The sequence below is a fragment of the Microbacterium sp. genome, assembly GCF_035554235.1.
Classification (GTDB): Bacteria; Actinomycetota; Actinomycetes; order Actinomycetales; family Microbacteriaceae; genus Microbacterium.
The window spans coordinates 1-20,722 of the sequence record NZ_DATMIO010000057.1; the positions used below are offsets into that span (position 1 = coordinate 1).

Below are 20,722 nucleotides of genomic sequence, written 5' to 3' on the forward strand. Positions count from 1 at the left end.
AGTACTCGGTCGGGTACCCGGGCGGGGCCCATCGCGCGAGCGGCGCGTTGCGGAGCAGATTCATCACACCGCCGGACTGCTGGATCAGCGTCTCGAGGCTGGGCTCATGATTTGCGTCTGACATGTTTCTCCTTTGAACCACGCTCAGCCGACGCCGGCTTGTCCGGCCTCGCGCTCGCGCCGTGCGGACTGCCCCGGCGGGGGCGACATCGCACCAGGCATCCATTCTATTTGGAACGATACGAATTGGATAGAATGTTTCTCGTCCTCGGCTACGACGTTGATCGTGCCCCGAGTGCGGCCTCGGCCGCCTCCCGCTCCGCCTCGGCCGTATCGACGCGACTCGCGGCAGCACGGCGCTCGTCCTCGAGCCGATGCTCGTCGGACTGCATCTCCTCGAGCTGGGTGAGCACGCGCGCAAGCTCCTTCTCCAGTCCGTCCCGGGCCTCCGCCAGTGCGTCCGCCCGCTCCCGGGTCTGCCGGAGCCGGGCGTCGATGCGCTCCACGTCTCGCGTGGCCCTCGTGAACGACTGCTCCGCGTCGCGGAGCGCCTTCTCGGCGGCACGGCGCTCACGGCGCTCGGCGAGGTCATCGCGCGATGGGGCGGGGCGCGCGGCGATGGATGCCTCTCCACCGGCGACGGCACCCTCGAGGTCGACGGGGTCGAAGCCGACCGTCTGGAGGGCGCGGACGAGACGGCCGGAGAGGATCGCCGCGGCGGCCGCGTCATCCGTCATCGCCGCCTGCAGGGTCTGCGACACGTCGTCGAGGGCGGCGCTGGAGAGGGCGACTCCCTTCTCGGCCGCGATCGCGGCGCCCTCCCGTGCCAGCGCGCCGGTGAGGCGGCGCCGGGCGCGCGTGAGCTCCGCGAGGGCGGGGGCATCCAGTTCGTTCTGCGCGTCGCGCATCTCGGCCGCGAGGGTCAGTGCGCGCTCGATGTCATCCGCACGCGCGCGCACCAACTGGCCGACCACCCACGCCGGAACGGACGCGCGCTTCAGGCTTACGACCGCGCGGGCGAGGACCGGATCGTCTCCTTTGAGCTCGGCGACCCGCGCCGTGCGTGCAGCCGTGAACTCGCCCGGGGGGAGCGCGTAGAGTTCACGGGCGATGTCTTCGAGGGTCGCCATGCACCGATACTGACGGAGGGATGACTCGATGCACAGTCCCTTGACGCGGCGCGTCGTGGCACTCGCTCTCGGCACGATCGTGGTCGCGGCCGGACTGGTCGTGCACGCCTTCTTCCCGGGTGGATTCACATCGGATGCCGTCGGCGACATCCTCTACGCCGTGCTGATGTATCTGCTGGTCGTGCTCGTCGCGCCGCGCGCGCATCCCCTTCTCGCGGGCGCGATCGCCCTCGCGTGGTGCGCGGCCGTGGAGTTCTTCCAGCTCACCGGCCTGCCGGAGGCCTGGGCGGTCGCGTTTCCCCCGCTCGTGCTCGTCTTCGGCACCGTCTTCGGTGCCCAGGACCTCGCGATGTACGCCGTCGGCATCGCGGGAGCGAGCGTTCTCGACCTGGTGATCAAGTCCCTTGCGGGAAGCGGCCGGCGGGTCGAGGCTGAAACCGTCCCCCCACCCGAGGAGTTCCCATGACCGCCGTCACCCCGTTCCTGTGGTTCGACAACAGCGCCGAGGAAGCGATCCGGTTCTACACGCGGCTCATACCGAACTCGGAGATCGTCTCGCTCGCGCACTACGCCGACGAGATGCCAGGCTTCGCCGGCAAGGTGATGCACGCGCACTTCCGCCTGGCGGGCCGGGACTACTACGCGTTCGACGCGGGGCCGCAGTTCCCGTTCACCGAGGCGGTGTCGCTCTTCGTCTCGTGCGCCGACCAGGCCGAGGTCGACCGGTACTGGGACGCGCTGACCGCGGAGGGCGGCGAAGAGCAGCCGTGCGCGTGGCTCAAGGACCGCTGGGGTCTCTCGTGGCAGATCGTGCCCGACCGCCTCGTCGAGCTGATCCGCGACCCCGATCCCGAGCGCTCCCACCGGGCCATCCAGGCGATGCTGGGCATGAAGAAGATCGACATCGCCGCCCTCGAGGCTGCCGCTGCGGGGGAGTAGCCGCGCGTGCTCAGAGCCCGGCGGCGTGCGGTGGCCGCCCTGGTAGCGGTCGCTCTTGCGCTGACGGCGTGCTCCGGCGCGCCGCCCAACGACCCCGTCCCGCCGTCGAGGGTGCCGTCGGCGCAGACGTCTGCGACCCCCGAGGCGCCCGCGACGCCCGAGGTCGCCGCGACCCCCGACGTCGCCGGGTGGTGGCACCCCGCGGGTGAACCCGAGACGCTGGCCACCCGTCTGGCGGCCCCATGGTCGGTCGTGCCGCTCGCCGAGGGCGGCGCGCTGATCAGCCAGCGCGACGACGGGCGCGTCATCGAGCTCACGCCCGACGGGGGACGGCGAGAGGTCGGGATCGTGCCCGGTGTCGTGCCCGGCGGTGAGGCCGGGCTGCACGGGCTCGCGGTGTGGGCGAACGGCGCGGTGACATGGCTGTACGCGTACCACGGTGCTGCGGGGGACAACCGGGTGGTGCGGATGCCGCTGACGGGCGATGCGGGAGGCTACGGGCTGGGGGCCGCAGAGGTGGTGTTCGAGGGAATCGCCCGGGCCGGCAACCACAACGGCGGCCGCGTCGCATTCGGTCCCGATCAGATGCTGTACGTCGCGACGGGGGATGCCGGCGATCGAGGCTCATCGCAGGATCCCGACTCGCCGAACGGCAAGATCCTGAGACTCACCCCGGCGGGCGATGCCGCGCCCGGGAACCCGTTCGGCACCGCGGTGTGGTCGCTCGGGCACCGCAACGTGCAGGGCCTGACCTGGACGAGCGATGGAACGATGTGGGCGAGCGAATTCGGACAGAACACGTGGGACGAGCTGAACGCGATCGTCCCCGGCGGGAACTACGGCTGGCCCGACGTCGAAGGCGGCGGTGGGACCGGCTCCTTCATCGATCCGGTCGCGCAGTGGCCCACCGACCAGGCCAGCCCCAGCGGCATCGCCGCCGTCGGCGACACGGTGTTCGTGACGGGGCTGCGCGGCGAACGGCTCTGGATCATCGACACGAGCGGGGCGGCCATCTCGGGCGCGCCCCAAGCGGTGCTGGTCGGCGCGCAGGGCAGGCTCCGCGACGCCGCCGCGGCACCGGACGGATCGCTCTGGGTCCTCACCAACAACACCGACGGACGCGGGAGCCCTCGGCCCGAGGACGACCTGCTTCTGCGACTTGCGATGACACCGGCATCCTGACCCTGTCTGCGATTACGGTAAGCAAGGTGAGCACTGCACCGCGTTGTCCGCACTGTCGCCACTTCGTCTATCTCGACATGCTGGTGTGTCCCCAGTGCGAGGCCGACCTCGCTTATCACTTCATCACCCGCCAATTCGTCGGGGTGCGCGGGGGTCAGGCGGTCATCGACGACGTCACCTGGTACACGTGCTCCAACCGGGGCTGGGACTGCAACTGGCTCGTTCGCGAGGACGCCCCGGCCGGCAAGTGCTTCTCGTGCCGTCTCACCCGCACCTCCCCGGCGGCGAACGACACCATCGCCCTCGAAAAGCTCGCGAAGACGGAGCAGTCCAAGCGCCGGCTGATTCTCCAGCTCGTCGACCTCGGCCTGCCGATCCGCCCGTGGTACTTCACACCCGGAGGGCTCGGGTTCGATCTGATCTCGAGCCTCTCGTCGGGGCAACGCGTTCTGATCGGGCATGCGAACGGGATCGTCACCATCGATCTCGCCGAGACTCTCGATGACCGCCGCGAGGCCCTCAGGGTCAAGCTCGGGGAGCCCTATCGCACGATGCTGGGACACCTCCGTCACGAGGTCGGCCACTACTACCAGAACGTGCTCGTCACCGACGAGGCGACGTGGGCAGAGTGCCGCGAGCTCTTCGGCGATGAACGGGCGAGCTATCAGGATGCCTTGAAGCGGCACTACTCGCAGGGCGCCCCCGAAGGGTGGCACACCGCGTTCATCTCGGAGTACGCGACCATGCACCCGTGGGAGGATTTCGCCGAGACGTTCGCGCACTATCTGCACATCACCGGAACACTCGCGACCGCCGCCGCGATCGGCATCCGTCTCGACGCGGCCGTCACGAACCTGCGCGACACCGACGTCGTGCCGCGCATGTCGTACGACGACCAGCCCATCCAGCAGCTGCTCGGAGACTGGGATTGGATGTCTCGCGCCTTCAACCGCATCAACCGCGCGATGGGCTTCGGCGACCTCTACCCGTTCGAGCTGGTGGGCCCGGTGCGGCACAAGCTCGCCTTCATGCACGACCTCGTGACGCACGCGCCGCTGACGATCGAGGAGCAGATCGCGATCGCCCTGGTGCCCGACGACGAGCGCGCATGACCTCGCAGACGCGCCGGCTCAGGGGTGCTTGCTCGGCTGGCACCACATCACGAAGAGGGCGATGCCCCCGAACGGGACGAGGGCGAGCAGCAGGAATGCCCAGTGGTAGCCGGCATCGCGCAGCCGGCGAACGGCGACGGCATAGTTCGGGATCAGCACGGCAAGCGCGAACAGCACGATTCCGACCACCAACAGCGCTCCGAGGAGGGGGATCCAGGAGATGAGTACGCTCCCGATGACCACGATGCTGACGAAGAGGTACCAGTACCAGAACTCGGAGCGGGTGGCGCGGCCTTCGAACGTCGCGTACTTCTGGAACACGACCCGGATGGCGTCGCCCATGCCGCGGATGTACGGGCGGTCATCCGCCCGGGACCGCCACGCGCCGATCGGCTGCTCGCCGTCGTAGGGGATGCCGTACGCGGCGACGCCACCGTGCTGCGGATAGGGGGCGTGCGGCGGATAGGCCGCGACGACGCCGTGCGGCGCGTAGGGCACCACGGCGCCGGGTGAGACCGCCGGCGCGCCCGGGTAGGTCGCGTACGGCACGGTCGGCGACGTGGGGTTCAGCGCCGGGGTCTCGTGCTCGGCCGCGGGCAGTGCGGCCTGCGCGGAATGCGGCTTCGTCTGTTCGGTCCACGCGATGCCGTTCCACCAGCGAAGATACGATCCGCCGTGCGGGTCGGGGTACCAGTCGGCCGGAGGCGGCGGGGCGGTGTAGGACATCGGGGCGAACTCCTTGTTCGGGTGTGGCTCCATTCAAGCGCACGCAGCCGTCTCACCCCGCAGCCACGCTTCAGCCGCCGCGTAGGCTGGGCCCATGCTCGCGCACCGGCGTCGGTCCGCTGCGATCGGCGGTCTCACGGCCCTGCTGATCGGGCTCGGAGCGGTGCTTCCCGCTGTCGCGGCCGCGGGGGCGGACGCGCCCGAGCCGGGGGAGTCCGCGGCGCCGGGCACGACACGATCACGGGTTCGGATCGAGGCCGCTCCCGATGCCGCCACGGCGGAGGCGGCATCCACCCTCGTCGCGGCGATGTCGACGCGAGAGCGAGCTGCCAGTGTGGTGATGGGGCACATCCCCACCACGGACATCGGTCGCCTTCGCGCGTACATGCAGGGATCGGGCATCGGCGGATTCATCCTGATGGGCGCGAACATCCCTGCCTCCGAGGGGGAGCTGAGGGCCATCACGGCGTCGCTCGCGGTCGACCCGGCGCTCCCGCCCGTGCTGGCGATCGACCAGGAGGGTGGCGATGTGAGCCGCCTGCCCTGGGACGATCTCCCCTCCTCCCTGACGCTCAAGACCGCGCCGCCCGAGGCGGCGGCGTCGGCGTTCGCCGGGCGCGGCGCGCTCGTGGAGCGCGCGGGCATCGGGGTGAACTTCGGCATCGTCGCGGACTTCACCGCCGACCCCGGCTCATTCATCTACCGGCGCTCCCTCGGGACGACCGCCGTCGATTCGGCGGCACGGGTCGGACCCGCCACGGCCGGTGGGGATCCGTTCGCGGCATCCACCCTCAAACACTTCCCCGGTCACGGCGCGGCGCCCGGCGACTCGCACGTCGGGATCCCGTCGACCGACATGTCGTACGACCGGTGGGCCGCATCCGAGGCCCTGCCGTTCGCGGCCGGGATCGACGCGGGGGCACCGCTGCTGATGTACGGCCACCTCGCCTATACCGCGGTCGACCCCGCGCCGGCGTCGCTGTCGGCCGAGTGGCACCGCATCGCCCGCGAGGAGCTGGGATTCGAGGGGATCGCCGTCACCGACGACCTCGGGATGCTGCAGACCTCGGGGATTCCCGCCTACCAGGACCCCGTCGCGAACGCCGTCGCGGCGATCGCCGCAGGCAACGACATGGTGCTCGCCGTCGTGCTGTCGACCGCCGACACGGCTCCTCGGATGGTCGACGGACTCGTCGCCGCCGTCGAGAGCGGCACCCTGTCGGCAGATCGGCTTCAGGAGGCCGCGACGCGCGTGACACGGCTGCGGCTCACCCTCGCGGCCGAGGGCCGAGGACTCGTGCCGTGCGTCGAGTGCTCTCCGGTCGGCTGGTCAGCCGGGCTCGCCGCGCCACGCCGTGAGAATGCGCCGACGGAGTTCGTTGGACCTCTCGGCGAACGCGCGCTGGCGCCGCACATACTCGGCCTTGCCGTCGGTCGTCTCGATCGCGACGGGTTCGACGCCCCACGCGGTCATGTCGTAGGGGGACGCCTGCATGTCGAGCAGACGGATGTCGCGCGCAAGCGCGAAGGAATCGAGGAGCACCTCGCCCGGCACGAGCGGACCGAGCTTGACCGCCCACTTGTAGACGTCCATGCCTGCGTGCAGGCATCCGGGCTGCTCCATCGCGGGCTGGGCCTCGCGTGACGGCCGCTCGCGGTTTCGCGGCACCGCCTCGGGAGTGAAGAACCGGAACGCGTCGAAGTGCGTGCAGCGGAGCTCATGTCCCTCGACGACCGTGTCCGTGCCGGTCTGCCCCAGCCGCAGCGGGGCCGTGTGCCGGTGCTGGTCCTGCCGGTAGAGCATCGCCCATTCGTGCAGCCCGAAGCACCCGAACGACCCGGGCCGCGCCGCCGTCTGACGCAGGATGCGCTCGATCGTCGCGAGGGAGCCACCCTTCTCCCGCTCCATGGCGCCCCCATCGACGACGAGGCTGCCTGCGGCATCGCCGGGAACGTACCAGCGCCATCGTGCGCGCGGCTCGTGCGCGGCATCCTCGATCTCGACGCCCGCTCCGGGGTGCCAGCGCCGCAGCACCGCGGGCTTGTAGGAGTAGTACGTGAAGAGGAAGTCCCAGATCGGATGCTTCTCCCCGCGGGACGCGCGGACCCGGTGCTCCGTGGTGAGGGCATCTGCACGCTCCGCGTGGGCCGCGGCGCGGGCGCGCCACTCCGCGCCATCCAGCCGCGTGGGGAGGCGCGTTGCGGGTGCGGTGGCGACGGAGCGGGCGGGGGAGTGCACCTCTCGATCGTAGGCGTCAGGGCATCGTAGGCGTGCGGGCATCGTGGGTGTCAGGGCATCGTAGGCGTCAGGGCATCGTGCTCCGGCCCGGCGGGTCTTGCCCGCTGCTGCGCGCCGCACAGCAGCGGGCCCGCCTGCGCCTGGGCCTTTTCGAAGAACGCGGTGTCGGAGTACGGTGCGCGATGTCACGATGTGGGACATAGCTTCGAATGTCGGCGGTTCGTGTTGTGATACCTTCATGGACCACTTCACCGTCGTCGATAGCCTCGTCGGAAGGCTCGAAGAGCTCGAGACCGACCTCGCGCGGCTGGCTGGTGAGCGGGTCCTGATCCTGTCAGAGCTGGCCGCCTTCGCGGGTTCAGCGGCCGACGAGCTGGTCTCCGACGACGTGCTCCGCAAGCGAGAAAGGCAGGCGCTCGCGCGCCGGGCCGTGATCGCCGACGTCGCGGCCGCGACACGCACGACCGAGCACGTCGTGACCTCGCTGATGGCGGAGGCAGAGTCGCTCGCGGGGGACTTTCCCCAGACACTCGCCGCGCTGCGCGAGGGCGGCCTCACGCACAAGCAGGCCCAGGTCATCGTCGGCGAAGCCGCCGATATGGATGCGGACGCGCGGGCTGAACTGGAACGACGGCTGCTGCTCCTCGCGCGCGCGGGCAACCACGTCACCCTGAAGCGCCAGGCGCGTCGAGAGCGCGAGCGGGTCTTGCCCGAGTCCTTCGCCGTGCGGCACGCTCGCGCGAGCAGCCACCGCAACGTGCGGATCGAGCACGTTCGCGACGGCATGAGCTGGATCTCCGCCTACGTCCCGGCGGGCTTCGCGGCGTCGATCGATGACCGCCTGCGCATGACGGCTCTCGCGCATCGCTACGCAGGGGACGATCGCACCCAAGACCAGTTGATGGCCGACGCCTTCCTTGCGGCGTTGCTGGCACCCGAGTGCGCCTGCGTGCTCGGCGAGTCGGGTGAGGAACTGCCCGTGCCATCGCCGCTCGAGACCTTCCGGCGGATCGTGCCGACCGTGTCGCTCACCGTCCCGGCGCTCGTCCTGCTCGGTCACCGGGTCGGTCCCGACGGGCAGCCGCTCGATCCGGCCGAGCTCGACGGCGTCGGGCCGATCGACCCCGAGACCGCGCGCCAGCTGTGCGGTCAGGCATCGTCGTTCGTCCGCATCCTGACGGATCCGGTGACCGGCGCCCCGATCACGATAGACGAGCACGCGCGCGTTCCTTCCCGGCGTCTCAAGGCGTGGCTGCGCTACAGAGACGGCGTGTGCCGGCATCCGGGATGCTCGCGCCCGGCGCTGCGCTGCGACCTCGATCACACGACCGCAGTCGTCGAGGACGGGGCCACGTGCGCGGGCAACCTCGCTCACCTCTGCCGTCGCCACCACCGCCTCAAGCACCTCGCGAACTGGCGCTACGCGCACGGCGCGGCTGGACACATGCGGTTCACGGCGCCGAGCGGCCGGCGGTACGAGTCCCCGCCCGAGCGCCGGGTGTTGAGGACGTGATGATGTGCGCGAGCATCTGCGGCGCGCGGTGAGGACATGATCTGCGCGGCGCAGTGGCGCCCGCTCCGCACGTGATCTTGGCGGGCGTCAGTCGGCGTCCGCTCCGCACGTGATCTTGGCGGGCGTCAGTCAGCGTCTGCGGGCTCGATGAGTTCCGGCCCGTTGTTGCGCGCGTTCCCGACCGCCTTCGACACCTCGTAGTCATCGAGCGTCTCGGCGACCTCGGGGGCGGCATCGATCGCGGCATCCAAGACGTCGCGCACGTTGTCGGTCGTCGGATCAAGCCAGGCCTCGGCGTGCGCTTCGTCCATGAAGAGCGGCATGCGGTCGTGGATCGAGCCGAGGCGGCCGATCGAGTCGCGCGTGAGAATGGTAAAGCTCAGCATCCAGCGCGCCGGGTCGTCGTCGGCCAGCGCGGCGTTCTTCCACCACTCGTAGAGGCCCGCCATCAGGAGGGTCGAGCCGTCGGCGGGGTGGATGAAGTGCGGGGTCTTCGTGCCCTCGAGGGTCTTCCACTCGTAGTACCCGGATGCCGGCACGACGGCGCGGCGCTTCTCGAGTGCCTTCCTGAACATCGGCTTCGCCTCGAGATCCTCGGCGCGTGCGTTGAAGGACTTGGACCCGATGGACGGGTCCTTCGCCCACCCCGGCACCAGGCCCCACCGTGCCGGCTCGAGTCGCCGGGTCGGTGGGTCGGTCTTGGCCGAATCGAGCACGATCGCCACACGGTCGGTCGGGGCGATGTTGTAGTTCTCCCCGGGCAGGTCGTCGCCCTCGGTGTCGACGTCGAGGAAGGCCACGAGATCGGATGCCGCTTTCGCGACGACGAAGCGTCCGCACATGCCGGCCAGCCTACGCCGCAGCCGGACACGCTGGCCGGCCGCGCCGGCCGGACGCGCACCGTGGCGGCGTGCACGCTACGCGGTCGCACGTAGAAACCTCGAGTGGTGCGTATGTCGGGCCCGCGGCATCCGGGGAACGGAGACTACGAAGCCAGCCCGACCTCTTCGAGGCGCTCGAGCAGGCCCGCACCGTCTGACGCAGTCACCCACGGCACGGGCACGTCCGAGTGATCGTCGACGACGGTGCGCCCACCGGCGAGCACCGCTTCCGCGGGGGACAGGCGGCGAATGGCAACCCCGGCCACCGAACCGGGGAACTCGCTCGTGAACTGGGTGTAGATCGCGTCATCCTTCTGGCCGTCGTCGCCGATCAGCAGCCACGTGACCTGCGGGAATTCCTGAGCGAGACGCCGCAGGTTCGCCAGCTTGTGATCCATGCCGCTGCGGAACCACCGGTCGTGGGTCGGGCCCCAATCGGTCAGCAGCATCGCCCCCGGCGGGAACAGGTGCCGCGAGAGGAACCGGCTGAGCGTGGGGGCGATGTTCCAGGCGCCGGTGGAGAGGTAGACCATCGGCGCGCCAGGATTGGTGCGCACCAGCCGTTCGAGCAGCACCGCCATCCCGGGAACCGGAAGCCGCGCGTGCTCGTCGACGACGAACGAGTTCCAGGCCGCGATGAACGGACGGGGGAGCGCGGTCACCATGACCGTGTCATCCACGTCGGAGACGACCCCGAAGCAGATCTCGGGGCCGACGATGAAGACCCGGGCCTCGACGGGCTCCCCGCTCTCGGCCGACAGCGAGATCGTCTGCCAGCCGGGCTCGAGCGACACCTCGATGCGCGTGTCGATGACTCCGCCCCGGTCGGCGACGACCTCGAAGGTGCGGTCGCCGATCGTGACCGAAACCTGCGCGAACCCGACGGGGATGCCCAGGAAGCTCCGCCAGCCGCGCACGCTGGCGTACTCGCCCGTCTCGGTCTTGCGGGGAGGCCGGACGATGAGCGCCCGCCCCACGACCCGCACCCAGCCGGGCCCGCCGTATCCGGGGAACGGCGTCACGGTCGCCGTCATCCCGCGCTTGCGCGCACGCCGCTCGCGCCATGAGTGGTAGCGGTACTCGAGGCGCGCGAACCAGTGGATCTTGGGTGACATCCCGTCTAGTCTTCCACGCCGCCATCCGGCGAAATCTCCGCGGCGGCATCCGCCGCGACCTCGCCGCCCGCGGCTTCCTCGTCGTGCATGTGCCGACGCTCCAGTCGCTCGATGAGCTTCTTCCCGACGAAGGCGGCGGCCAGGAAGAGCACGATGATGCCGACGAACAGGTATCCGGCGAAGTGGGCGGTGTTGGAGAGCTCGCGGTACGTCCCCGCCGCGAGGGCCGCGACGGAGATGTAGGCGGTCGCCCAGAGCACGCAGGCCGGCACGGTCCACGCGAGGAACCGCCGATAGCCGAACCCGCTCATTCCGACCGTGAGCGGCACGAGGGAGTGCAGCACCGGCAGGAAGCGAGAGAGGAAGATCGCCGGACCGCCGCGCCGACGGAGGTAGCGCTCGGAGCGCTCCCAATGGTCGTGGCCGATCCTGCGCCCGACCCAGGAGTCCCGGATCTTCGGCCCCAGCCATCGCCCCAGCCAGAACCCGATGCTCTCGCCGATGAGCGCGCCGACCACGACCGCGACACCGAGCAGGATCCCCTCCGGTACCGACGAGACCGCGGTCGCGGCGACGATCACGACGGTGTCGCCCGGCACCACGAGACCGATCAGCACGCTCGTCTCGAGCATGATCGCGACTCCTGCGAGAAGCGTCCGCACGACGGGATCGACGCTCTGCACGACGTCGAGCAGCCACGTGAGGAACTCGTTCACGACACCGAGCCTACGGGCACGCGCAACCCATAACCTGGGGAGCATGTCCGCCGATCTCGTCGCCGTCGCCGTCGACGGCTGGATCGACCCCGAACGTCTTTTCGCAGCCCGAGAGTCGCAGCTTCCGCACGCGTTCTGGCTCGACGCGGGCCGCGACGCGCGGACGGGCTGGAGCTACCTCGGCGAGGGTGAGGCAGAGCCGGATGCCGCGGCGGTGCGCTCCGTGCGGTGCGATGCGCGGCCCTCCGGCGAATGGCCCGCCGGGCCATTTCGCGGGGGGTGGGTCGGCTGGCTCGGCTACGAACGCGGCGCGGCCCCTGCGGGTGCTCCCATCGCGAGCCCGGACGAAGGAATCCCGCTCGAGGTGTGGCTGCGCGCCGAGCGCTTCGCGGCATTCGACCACGCTCGGTCGCAGGTCTGGGCGGTTGCGCCCGAGGGCTCCTCGAAAGCGTGGGCAGCCGAGCTCGCGGCGCGCATCGCCGCAGCCCCCGAGACCCCGGCGTGGCCCGCCCCGGCGTCCGCCATGGCGTCGAGCCGCCACGACCCTGAGACCTACGCGTCGCTCATCACCAGGTGCCGCGACGCCATCCGCGAGGGCGACGCGTACCAGCTGTGCCTCACGACCCGGTTCACTGTGCCGGCATCCGACGCCACCGGCGACCCCGCAGCCGTTTACGCACACCTGCGCGCCTCGAGCCCCGCTCACCACGGCGGCTACGTCCGCGCGGGCGACGTCGCCCTCTTGAGCGCGAGCCCCGAGCAGTTCCTCACCGTCGCCGACGGCATCGCCCGCACGCGTCCCATCAAGGGGACGCGACCGAGAGGCGCCGACGCAGCCGCCGACGCGGCCCTCGCTGCCGAGCTGCGGGCGAGCCCCAAGGAGCAGGCCGAGAACGTCATGATCGTGGATCTCATGCGCAACGATCTCTCGCGCGTGAGCGAACCCGGATCGATCCGCGTCGACGGACTGCTCGAGGTCGAGTCGTACGCGGCCGTGCACCAGCTCGTCAGCACGGTGTCCGGGCGCCTCCGGGCCGGCTCGACGCTCGACGATCTCCTCGCCGCGTGCTTTCCCGCCGGCAGCATGACGGGTGCCCCGAAGCTGTCGGCCATGACGATCCTGCACACCCTCGAGGGCGCGGCCCGCGGCATCTTCGCCGGCTGCTTCGGCTACGTCGGCCACGACGGCGCCGCGGATCTCGCCATGATCATCCGCAGCATCATCACCCACCCTGGCGGCGCGTATGTGGGAGCCGGCGGCGGCATCACGTGGGGGTCGGAAGCCGCGGCCGAGGTGGCGGAGGTCGGAATCAAGGCACGAGCGCCCCTCGCCGCTCTCGGTGCTGCCCTTCCTCCAGGCTGGTGACGGGCTCCAGGCTGGTGAGGGGGCCCGACGGTGACCGGTGTCACGCCCGGCGTCGCGACGAACTCGTCGGGTAACCTGGAAAGAGCGTCTGCGCACCCCCGACTTCTGCACGATTGGTACCACTCCGTGTCATACAGCCCCCCCGTCTCCTCGTCCGCCTCTTCCCAGGAGAGCAGCGGATACGACGCGCTCGCGATTCAGGAGAAGTGGCAGGCACGCTGGGTGGAGGCCGACCCGTTCAAGGCCGGCGGACCGGAAGACACCCGCCCGCGCAAGTACGTGCTCGGCATGTTCCCCTATCCTTCGGGCGATATGCACATGGGCCACGCCGAGAACTACGCCTACGTCGACACGATCGCCCGGTTCTGGCGCCACCGCGGGTACAACGTGCTCAACCCGATCGGCTGGGACTCCTTCGGCCTGCCCGCCGAGAACGCCGCGATCCAGCGCGGTGCCGACCCGCGCGAGTGGACGTACGCGAACATCGGGCAGCAGAAGCAGAGCCTGAAGCGGTTCGGCACTTCGTACGACTGGAGTCGCGTGCTCCACACGAGCGACCCCGAGTACTACCGCTGGAACCAGTGGCTGTTCCTCAAGCTCTACGAGCGGGGCCTGGCGTACCGCAAGGACAGCCCGGTCAACTGGTGCCCGCACGATCAGACCGTGCTCGCGAACGAGCAGGTCGTCGACGGTCACTGCGAACGCTGCGGAGCCGAGGTCGTCAAGAAGAAGCTCACGCAGTGGTACTTCAAGATCACCGACTACGCCGACCGGCTGCTCGATGACCTGAACCAGCTCGAGGGCTTCTGGCCGCACAAGGTCCTCCAGATGCAGCGCAACTGGATCGGCCGCTCGGTGGGCGCCGACATCCACTTCGAGATCGAGGGCCGCCCCGAGAAGGTCACCGTCTTCTCGACCCGCCCCGACACGCTGCACGGGGCGACCTTCTTCGTCGTCGCGCCCGACTCCGATCTGGCCGCCGAGCTCGTCGCGGACTCCTCCTCCGACGTCCGCACGCGCTTCGCGGACTACCTGCAGCGGGTGCAGAAGACGACCGACATCGACCGCCAGAGCACCGACCGGCCGAAGACCGGCGTCTTCCTCGAGCGCTACGCGATCAATCCCGTCAACGGCGCGCGCCTGCCCATCTGGGCGGCGGACTACGTGCTGGCCGACTACGGCCACGGCGCCGTCATGGCCGTCCCCGCCCACGACCAGCGCGACCTCGATTTCGCCCGTGCCTTCGACCTGCCGATCACCGTCGTCGTCGACACCACGGCGCCCGTCACCGGTGCCATCCCGGTCATCGAACTCGACGAGAACGATGAACCGATCGACCCCGAGGGCGACGCCCTCGACACGATCGATCCGGCCCGCACCGGCATCGCGCTGACCGGCGAGGGCCGGATGATCAACTCGGGCTCGCTCGACGGGCTGAGCAAGCGCAACGCGATCGCGCGCGTCATCGAACAGCTCGAGGCAGCGGGCACCGGGCGCGCGGCGAAGACGTTCCGCCTGCGCGATTGGCTCATCTCGCGCCAGCGTTTCTGGGGCACGCCGATCCCCATGATCCACACGGAGGACGGACGCATCGTCCCCGTGCCGGAGGAGCAGCTCCCCGTGCGCCTGCCCGACGCCGAGGGCCTCGACCTGAAGCCCAAGGGAACGTCACCACTCGGCGCGGCGACCGAATGGATGACCGTCGCAGATCCCGAGACGGGCGCGCCCGCGCGCCGCGACCCCGACACGATGGACACCTTCGTCGACAGCTCGTGGTACTTCCTTCGCTTCCTGTCGCCGAACGACGCCTCCGAGGCGTTCCCGGCGCGCGAGGCCGACCGCTGGGCTCCCGTCGATTCGTACATCGGCGGCGTCGAGCACGCGATCCTGCACCTGCTCTACGCGCGGTTCATCACCAAGGTGCTCTTCGACATGGGCCTGATCGACTTCACAGAGCCGTTCTCTACCCTCGTGAACCAGGGCATGGTGCTGCTCGGCGGCACGAAGATGTCCAAGAGCAAGGGCAATCTCGTCGAGTTCGCCGCGAGCATGGATTCCCCCGGCGCCGACGTGACCCGCGTGGCGATCGCGTTCGCGGGCCCGGTGGAGGACGACATCCACTGGGAAGACGTCTCGACGACGGGGGCCCACAAGTTCCTCTCCCGCGCGTGGCGCGTCGCGAAGGATGTCTCCAGCGACCCGGACGTGGTCTGGGCCGAGGGGGATGTGGCGCTGCGCCGGATCACCCACCGCCTTCTGGCGGACGCCCCGGGCCTGGTCGAGCAGACGAAGTTCAACGTCGTCGTCGCACGGCTGATGGAGCTCATCAACGCCACCCGCAAGGTGATCGACGCCGGAGCCGGCGCCGCCGACCCCGCCGTGCGCGAGGCCGCCGAGGTCACCGCGATGATCCTCGACCTCTTCGCGCCGCACATGGCGGAGGAGATGTGGGAGATCCTCGGCTACAAGCCGTTCGTCGGCCTCGTGCCGTGGCGCCAACCCGACCCGACCCTGCTCGTCGAAGACGCCGTGACGGCCGTCGTGCAGGTCGACGGCAAGGTGCGCGCGACCCTCGAAGTCGCCGCCCGCATCGACAGCGCTCAGCTCGAGGCTCTCGCGCGAGGCGACGAGCGGGTTCTCCGCTCGATCGGCGACCGCGAGATCGTTCGCGCCGTCGTGCGGCCCCCGAAGGTCGTCAGCTTCATGACGAAGCCCGCGTAGCCTCCTCCCCAGGCATCCGTCATCCCGCCGGTCTCCACCGGTCGCGTCGGCGAGCTTCGGGTGCGCCGGCCGCGTTCGTAGCGTGAGCGGGTGATGTCCGTCGAAGGGTACGCGCGCCCTCCCGCGCGCTGGCGCCTCGGCATCGGCGCCGCCGTCGTAGTCGTTCTGCTCGCGCTGGCGGTGACCGTGGGCATCGGCATCCTGCGGGGCGTCGGGGCGCCGACCGAGTCGGTGACGGTCGATGAGCCCGCCCCGATCTCGACGCCGGCGGTGTACGTGCACGTCTTCGGGGCGGTGGCGCAGCCGGGGCTCTATGTGCTCCGCGAGGGCGCGCGGGTCGTCGATGCGATCGCCGCGGCCGGGGGACTGCGCGATGACGCCGACCCGAGCGCCGTGAACCTCGCGCGCCCGGTCGGCGACGGCGAACAGCTGCACGTGCCCGTTCTCGGCGAGAGCCCGCCGACGCCGGTCAGCGGCGAGGGATCTCCCGGCGACGGATCCACCGGCGACGGGCGCGTCAACCTGAACAGCGCCACCGAGGCCGACCTGGACACCCTGCCGCGCATCGGTCCGGCGATGGCGCAGCGCATCATCCAGTGGCGCGACGCCAACGGCCGGTTCACGAGCGTCGAAGACCTGCTCGCGGTGCCGGGCATCGGCGACAAGATGCTCGAGACGCTCCGGGCGCTGGTGACCGTGTGAGGGCACGCGACCTGAGGCTCGTGCCGATCGCCGCCGCGACATGGGCGGCGTCGCTCGCCGCCATCCTCCTCCCCGAGGCCGCCGCGTGGGTATGCGTGGCGCTCTGGACGCTGGCTCTGGCGGCGCTCGGCTGGGCCGCGGCCCGGCGCTCGGCGGGCGTCGTGGCTGTCATCGCCTTGTCGCTCGCGCTCGCGGCGGTCGCGGCATCCCACGTCGCCCTCGCCCAGCCCGCGCGGCAGCAGGTGCTCTCCGTCTCGCTCACGGGCGGGCGCGCCGTCGATGTGACGGCCGTGGTCACGACGAAGGTGGAGCGCGGACCGGAGGGACGCCTGCGATTCGAGGCGCGGGCGACCCTCATCGACGTCGGCGGCGCTCGCACGCCCGTCGACGTGCCGATCTCGGTCACGCTCGCCGCCGGGGAGGTCGAAGGCGGCGTGCTCGACCTCGGCAGCGAGATCGTCGCCCGCGGAACGGCGGCAGGGGCGGATGCCGGCGAGGCCGCGGTCATCGTCGTCTTCGCATCCCGCGGGGTCGAGGTGATCGCCGAGCCGGCGGGCATCCTTGAGGTCACCTCGGCGCTGCGCGGCGACTTCGTGCGAACCGCGTCGGTGCTGCCGCAACCCGGAGCCGGTCTGCTGCCAGGCCTCGCCGTGGGCGAGACCCGCGCCGTCGATGCCGAGCTCGACGCCGCGATGAAGGCGAGCTCGCTGACGCACCTGACCGCCGTGTCGGGGGCGAACTGCGCGATCGTCGTGGGCTTCGCGTTCGCCGCGGCCGCCGCCTGCGGCGCCTCCCGGGGCGTGCGCGTCATCGCCGCGCTGCTCGCGCTCGGCGGTTTCGTCGCCCTTGTCACACCCGAGCCGAGCGTGCTCCGCGCCGCCGCGATGGCGAGCATCGGCATGCTCGCCGTGCTGCTGGGCCGCACCGGAGCCGGGCTCGCGGTGCTCTGTGCGGCCGTGACCGCGCTGCTGGTGGGCGACCCATGGCTCGCGGCATCCCTCGGGTTCAGCCTTTCCGTCGCCGCGACCGCCGCGCTGCTCATGCTCGCCCCGCCGCTCGCGAGAGGTCTGGCGCGGGGGATGCCGCGGCCGCTCGCCCTCGCCCTGTCGGTGCCGCTCGCCGCGCAGCTGGCGTGCGGTCCGCTCATCGTGCTCGTCTCACCCACGGTGCCCCTGTACGGCGTGCTCGCGAACCTCGTCGCAGGGCCCGCGGCACCGCTGGCCACGATCATCGGGCTGCTGGCGTGCCTTGCCGCGCCGCTCCCTTGGGTGGCGGACGCCCTCGCTGCGCTCGCCTGGGTGCCATCGGCCTGGATCGCTGCGACCGCGCACACCGTGGCCGGGCTTCCCGAGGCGGTGCTGCCGTGGATCGAGGGCTGGCCGGGGGTGGCGACCCTCGCGGCGGTCGGGGGAGCCGTCGCGCTCGTCATCGCACGAGCCGGACGAACGGCGCGGGTGGATGCCGCGCTGCGCGGCGTCGCGGGTACCTGTCTCGCAGTGACGGTCGGTGTGGTGTGCGGCGGCGTCGCGCTCGGCGGGCTGGCCGGGCCGCTCACCGTTCCCGGGGACTGGTCGATCGCGGCATGCGACGTGGGACAGGGGGATGCCGTTCTGCTGCGTTCCGAGGGCCGCATCGCCCTCGTCGACACCGGCCCCGAGCCGGCACCGCTCGCGGCGTGCCTCTCGCGCGTCGGGATCTCCCGCATCGACCTGCTCGTGCTGACCCACTTCGATCTCGACCATGTCGGCGGGCTCGACGCGGTGCTCGGCCGGGTCGATGTCGTCGTGCACGGGCCCCCGGCATCCCATGACGACCAAGCCCTCGTCGACGCGCTGGTCGCCGCGGGCGCGCGAGCGGTCGAGGGGCACGTGGGGCTCACGGGGCGGCTCGGCGCGGCATCGTGGCGGGTCGTCTGGCCCCGAGCCGGCGGCCATGCGTTCCCCGCGGGAAACGACGCGAGCGTCGTGCTCGACATCGGGGGAGGGGGCATCCCGCGCGCTCTCCTCCTGGGCGATCTGTCCGCCGCGGCCCAGCGCGCCGTGCACGCAAGCGACGAGCTGGCGGCACGGTACACGGTCGTCAAGATCGCCCATCACGGCAGCGCGGATCAGGATCCCGCCCTGTATGCGGCGCTGGCACCCGCCGTGGCCCTCGTCACCGTGGGGGCGGACAACGACTACGGGCATCCCCGGAAGGAGATCCTCGATGTGCTTCAGGAGCTCGATGCGGTGATCGCCCGCACCGACGAGGAGGGCCTCATCGCGCTCACCCGCTCGGGGACCGGTGTCGACGTCTGGCGCGAGCGCGCGCCGCGGTGACGAGGGATCCTCGCGACCCGGCGTCGACGGCCCCGGCTAGGCTGGCGGCATGGCCCCCAGCGCGCGCAGAACCCCCACGAAGGGGAAGGCCGCCGCCATCCCGCAGGTGTCTTGGCGCGCCCCGCAGCCGGCGCCGGTCGTGCTCGTCTCAGGCCCCGAAGAGGTGTGCGCCGAGCGCGCGATCGCCGGTATCCGCGAGTATCTGCGCGCCGAAGACCCCTCGCTCGAAGTCTCCGACATCCGGGCCGACACCTACGAGTCGGGGAGCCTGCTCGGCCTCACCTCGCCCTCGCTGTTCGGAGAACCGCGCCTGGTCCGCGTATCCGGCGTCGAGAAGTGCTCCGACGCGTTCCTCTCCGAGGCGCTGAGCTACATCGACCACCCGCAGGACGGCGCGACCGTCATCATCCGCCACACCGGTGCGAGCGTGCGCGGCAAGAAGCTGCTCGACGCGCTGCGCGCCGGCCAGGGCGGGGCCATCGAGATCCCCTGCGCCGCCGTCAAGCGCGACTCCGATCGGTTCGACTTCGCCGCGGGCGAGTTCAAGGCCGCGGGCCGGCGCATCGCGCCGGGCGCGCTGCGGTCGCTGACCTCCGCCTTCGCCGACGACCTCACCGAACTCGCGGCAGCGTGCCAGCAGCTGATCGCCGACGTCGACGGCGACATCACAGAGCAGATCGTCGATCGGTACTACGGAGGCCGTGTGGAGACATCCGCCTTCGCCGTCGCCGACACCGCCATCGCGGGCCGCTACGGGGAGGCCCTGATCACTCTCCGCCATGCCCTGGCCTCGGGGGCCGACCCGGTGCCGCTCGTGGCCGCCGTCGCGTCGAAGCTGCGGACGATGGCCCGCGTCGCCGGCACGCGCGAGTCATCCGGCGCCCTGGCGGCTCGGCTCGGCTTGAAGGACTGGCAGGTCGATCGCGCCCGGCGCGACCTCGCCGGCTGGTCGGAGTCCACGCTCGGACTGGCGATCCAGGCGACCGCGCGCGCGGACGCCGAGGTGAAGGGCGCGGCGAAGGACCCCGTCTTCGCTCTCGAGCGCATGGTGACGGTCATCGCGACGCGCGCACGCTTCGGCGAGGAGGCTCCCTGAGCCCGTCGCGGGGGAACGACGAAAAGCCCGCCCTGTGAGGGGCGGGCTTTCGTTGGGTGCTGGCTAAAGAGCTTGGGGGCTGGTTAGAGAGCAGAAACCTGCTTGGCGATGGCCGACTTGCGGTTCGCCGCCTGGTTCGCGTGGATGACGCCCTTGCTGGCGGCCTTGTCGAGCTTCTTGGTCGCGACGTGCAGCGACTTCTCGGCAGCGGACTTGTCACCGGCGACGACGGCATCGCGCGTGCGACGGATCGCGGTCTTCAGCTCGCTCTTGACGGCCTTATTGCGCTCGTGCGCCTTGTCGTTGGTCTTGTTGCGCTTGATCTGCGACTTGATGTTTGCCACGTGAGTGATCGGACTTTCGTTCGGTGAGCGATGGAAATGCCGGGAGGCAGAAGAGGGTTGCCGCACGGCGGTCGTGAGGGCATAACCCACACGCAAGCCAATCACCGAGTCTATCAGGTCTGTTCGAGGGTCGTGAGCGCGACGTCGAGCACGGCGTTGAAGACGCGCGGGCGCATCGCGGTGACGAGGTGGGTCGTGCGCGGCACGACGATCAGCTCGGCGTGCTTCGCCACGCGCACGAACAGCTTCTCGTTGACGCGAAGCTGGTCGAACTGCCCGTTGACGAACCACAGCGGCACCTCGATCCGGTGAAGCGCAGAGAACAGGTCGAGCACCGAGAGGCTCCGCAGCGCTTCGTCCTGCGCGTCGAACGCGTAGCCGCCCGCGCCGAAGTCCGCACGAGTCTGGGCGGGAAGGGTGCGGTCGAGCATCCGATCGGTGAACCAGAGCCCGCGGTTGGGCAGGTTGTCGAAGCCGCGGGCGATGAGCCGGTACGTCGTCAGCCCGATCCCGCGGGGGATCGCCGTGCTCGACGCCGCGATGAACCCCGCGATGGGCGGGGGATCGGCCTGGCCCGCGTACTCGATGCACAGCAGGCCGCCCATCGAATGCCCGACGAGCA

The 20,722-nt window shown here is 70.9% G+C and carries 18 protein-coding genes and 1 pseudogene; 11 read left to right on the plus strand and 8 right to left on the minus strand.

The genetic code is table 11. The features are described from left to right. Nucleotides 1–272: 272 nt before the first annotated feature. Nucleotides 273–1,130 (minus strand): transposase, encoded by an 858-nt coding sequence (locus VNT50_RS02765; protein WP_325483573.1) that lies wholly within the window; start codon nt 1,128–1,130, stop codon nt 273–275. 28 nt (nt 1,131–1,158) lie between these two features. Between VNT50_RS02765 and VNT50_RS02770 the strand changes: the two genes are divergently transcribed. From VNT50_RS02770 to VNT50_RS02785, 4 genes are read left to right on the plus strand one after another with little or no spacing between them, the layout of a single operon-like run. Further along, nucleotides 1,159–1,596 carry a ribosomal maturation YjgA family protein gene (locus tag VNT50_RS02770; protein WP_325483574.1) on the plus strand — a complete coding sequence of 146 codons (438 nt, stop codon included), beginning with the start codon at nt 1,159–1,161 and terminating at the stop codon, nt 1,594–1,596. Next, a complete protein-coding gene (locus VNT50_RS02775; protein ID WP_325483575.1) occupies nt 1,593–2,069 on the plus strand; it encodes a VOC family protein in 477 nt (158 codons plus the stop codon). The genes VNT50_RS02770 and VNT50_RS02775 overlap by 4 nt, the downstream gene beginning before the upstream one ends. A gap of 6 nt (nt 2,070–2,075) precedes the next feature. Further along, entirely contained in the window at nt 2,076–3,251 is a 1,176-nt protein-coding gene (locus VNT50_RS02780) for a PQQ-dependent sugar dehydrogenase (protein WP_325483576.1), read from the plus strand. A gap of 26 nt (nt 3,252–3,277) precedes the next feature. Then, the gene (locus VNT50_RS02785; protein ID WP_325483577.1) at nt 3,278–4,363 is read left to right on the plus strand and encodes a zinc-binding metallopeptidase family protein; all 1,086 of its coding nucleotides are present in this window, start codon (nt 3,278–3,280) and stop codon (nt 4,361–4,363) included. Nucleotides 4,364–4,381: 18 nt separating this feature from the next. Here the strand turns inward: VNT50_RS02785 and VNT50_RS02790 are convergent, their stop codons facing one another. Further along, complete coding sequence (locus tag VNT50_RS02790; protein WP_325483578.1) at nt 4,382–5,089, minus strand: DUF805 domain-containing protein; 708 nt, start codon at nt 5,087–5,089, stop codon at nt 4,382–4,384. A 385-nt stretch (nt 5,090–5,474) separates the two neighbouring features. Here VNT50_RS02790 and VNT50_RS02795 point away from each other — a divergent pair. Next, nucleotides 5,475–6,341 (plus strand): annotated as a pseudogene (locus VNT50_RS02795) (glycoside hydrolase family 3 N-terminal domain-containing protein); the annotation flags it as partial. A 78-nt stretch (nt 6,342–6,419) separates the two neighbouring features. Here the strand turns inward: VNT50_RS02795 and VNT50_RS02800 are convergent. Further along, the gene (locus VNT50_RS02800; protein WP_414683930.1) at nt 6,420–7,328 is read right to left on the minus strand and encodes a 3-methyladenine DNA glycosylase; all 909 of its coding nucleotides are present in this window, start codon (nt 7,326–7,328) and stop codon (nt 6,420–6,422) included. Between the two features lie 238 nt (nt 7,329–7,566). Between VNT50_RS02800 and VNT50_RS02805 the strand changes: the two genes are divergently transcribed. Then, entirely contained in the window at nt 7,567–8,841 is a 1,275-nt protein-coding gene (locus VNT50_RS02805; protein WP_325483579.1) for an HNH endonuclease signature motif containing protein, read from the plus strand. 125 nt (nt 8,842–8,966) lie between these two features. On the opposite strand, the gene VNT50_RS02810 is transcribed toward VNT50_RS02805, so the two are convergent. The 3 genes from VNT50_RS02810 to VNT50_RS02820 form a co-directional block, all read right to left on the minus strand. After that, on the minus strand, nt 8,967–9,683 hold the full coding sequence (locus VNT50_RS02810; RefSeq protein WP_325483580.1) for an SOS response-associated peptidase: 717 nt from the start codon (nt 9,681–9,683) through the stop codon (nt 8,967–8,969). A gap of 143 nt (nt 9,684–9,826) precedes the next feature. Continuing rightward, nucleotides 9,827–10,837 (minus strand): App1 family protein phosphatidate phosphatase, encoded by a 1,011-nt coding sequence (locus tag VNT50_RS02815; RefSeq protein ID WP_325483581.1) that lies wholly within the window; start codon nt 10,835–10,837, stop codon nt 9,827–9,829. Nucleotides 10,838–10,842: 5 nt separating this feature from the next. After that, on the minus strand, nt 10,843–11,553 hold the full coding sequence (locus VNT50_RS02820; protein ID WP_325483582.1) for a DedA family protein: 711 nt from the start codon (nt 11,551–11,553) through the stop codon (nt 10,843–10,845). A gap of 43 nt (nt 11,554–11,596) precedes the next feature. Here VNT50_RS02820 and VNT50_RS02825 point away from each other — a divergent pair, with 43 nt between their 5' ends. The 5 genes from VNT50_RS02825 (at nt 11,597) to holA (ending at nt 19,756) form a co-directional block, all read left to right on the plus strand. Next, nucleotides 11,597–12,919: an anthranilate synthase component I family protein gene (locus tag VNT50_RS02825; RefSeq protein ID WP_325483583.1), complete on the plus strand. Its 1,323-nt coding sequence runs from the start codon at nt 11,597–11,599 to the stop codon at nt 12,917–12,919. A gap of 126 nt (nt 12,920–13,045) precedes the next feature. After that, on the plus strand, nt 13,046–15,640 hold the full coding sequence (leuS, locus tag VNT50_RS02830; RefSeq protein ID WP_325483584.1) for a leucine--tRNA ligase: 2,595 nt from the start codon (nt 13,046–13,048) through the stop codon (nt 15,638–15,640). A gap of 93 nt (nt 15,641–15,733) precedes the next feature. After that, nucleotides 15,734–16,342, plus strand: coding sequence for a ComEA family DNA-binding protein (locus tag VNT50_RS02835; protein WP_325483590.1), 609 nt, complete (start codon nt 15,734–15,736; stop codon nt 16,340–16,342). Further along, complete coding sequence (locus tag VNT50_RS02840; protein ID WP_325483585.1) at nt 16,339–18,660, plus strand: ComEC/Rec2 family competence protein; 2,322 nt, start codon at nt 16,339–16,341, stop codon at nt 18,658–18,660. The genes VNT50_RS02835 and VNT50_RS02840 overlap by 4 nt, the downstream gene beginning before the upstream one ends. 49 nt (nt 18,661–18,709) lie before the next feature. Further along, the gene (holA, locus tag VNT50_RS02845; protein WP_325483586.1) at nt 18,710–19,756 is read left to right on the plus strand and encodes a DNA polymerase III subunit delta; all 1,047 of its coding nucleotides are present in this window, start codon (nt 18,710–18,712) and stop codon (nt 19,754–19,756) included. Nucleotides 19,757–19,839: 83 nt separating this feature from the next. On the opposite strand, the gene rpsT is transcribed toward holA, so the two are convergent. Further along, complete coding sequence (gene rpsT / locus VNT50_RS02850; RefSeq protein WP_325483587.1) at nt 19,840–20,100, minus strand: 30S ribosomal protein S20; 261 nt, start codon at nt 20,098–20,100, stop codon at nt 19,840–19,842. A 113-nt stretch (nt 20,101–20,213) separates the two neighbouring features. Then, a partial coding sequence (locus VNT50_RS02855) for an alpha/beta fold hydrolase (protein WP_325483588.1) occupies nt 20,214–20,722 on the minus strand: 509 nt, incomplete at its 5' end.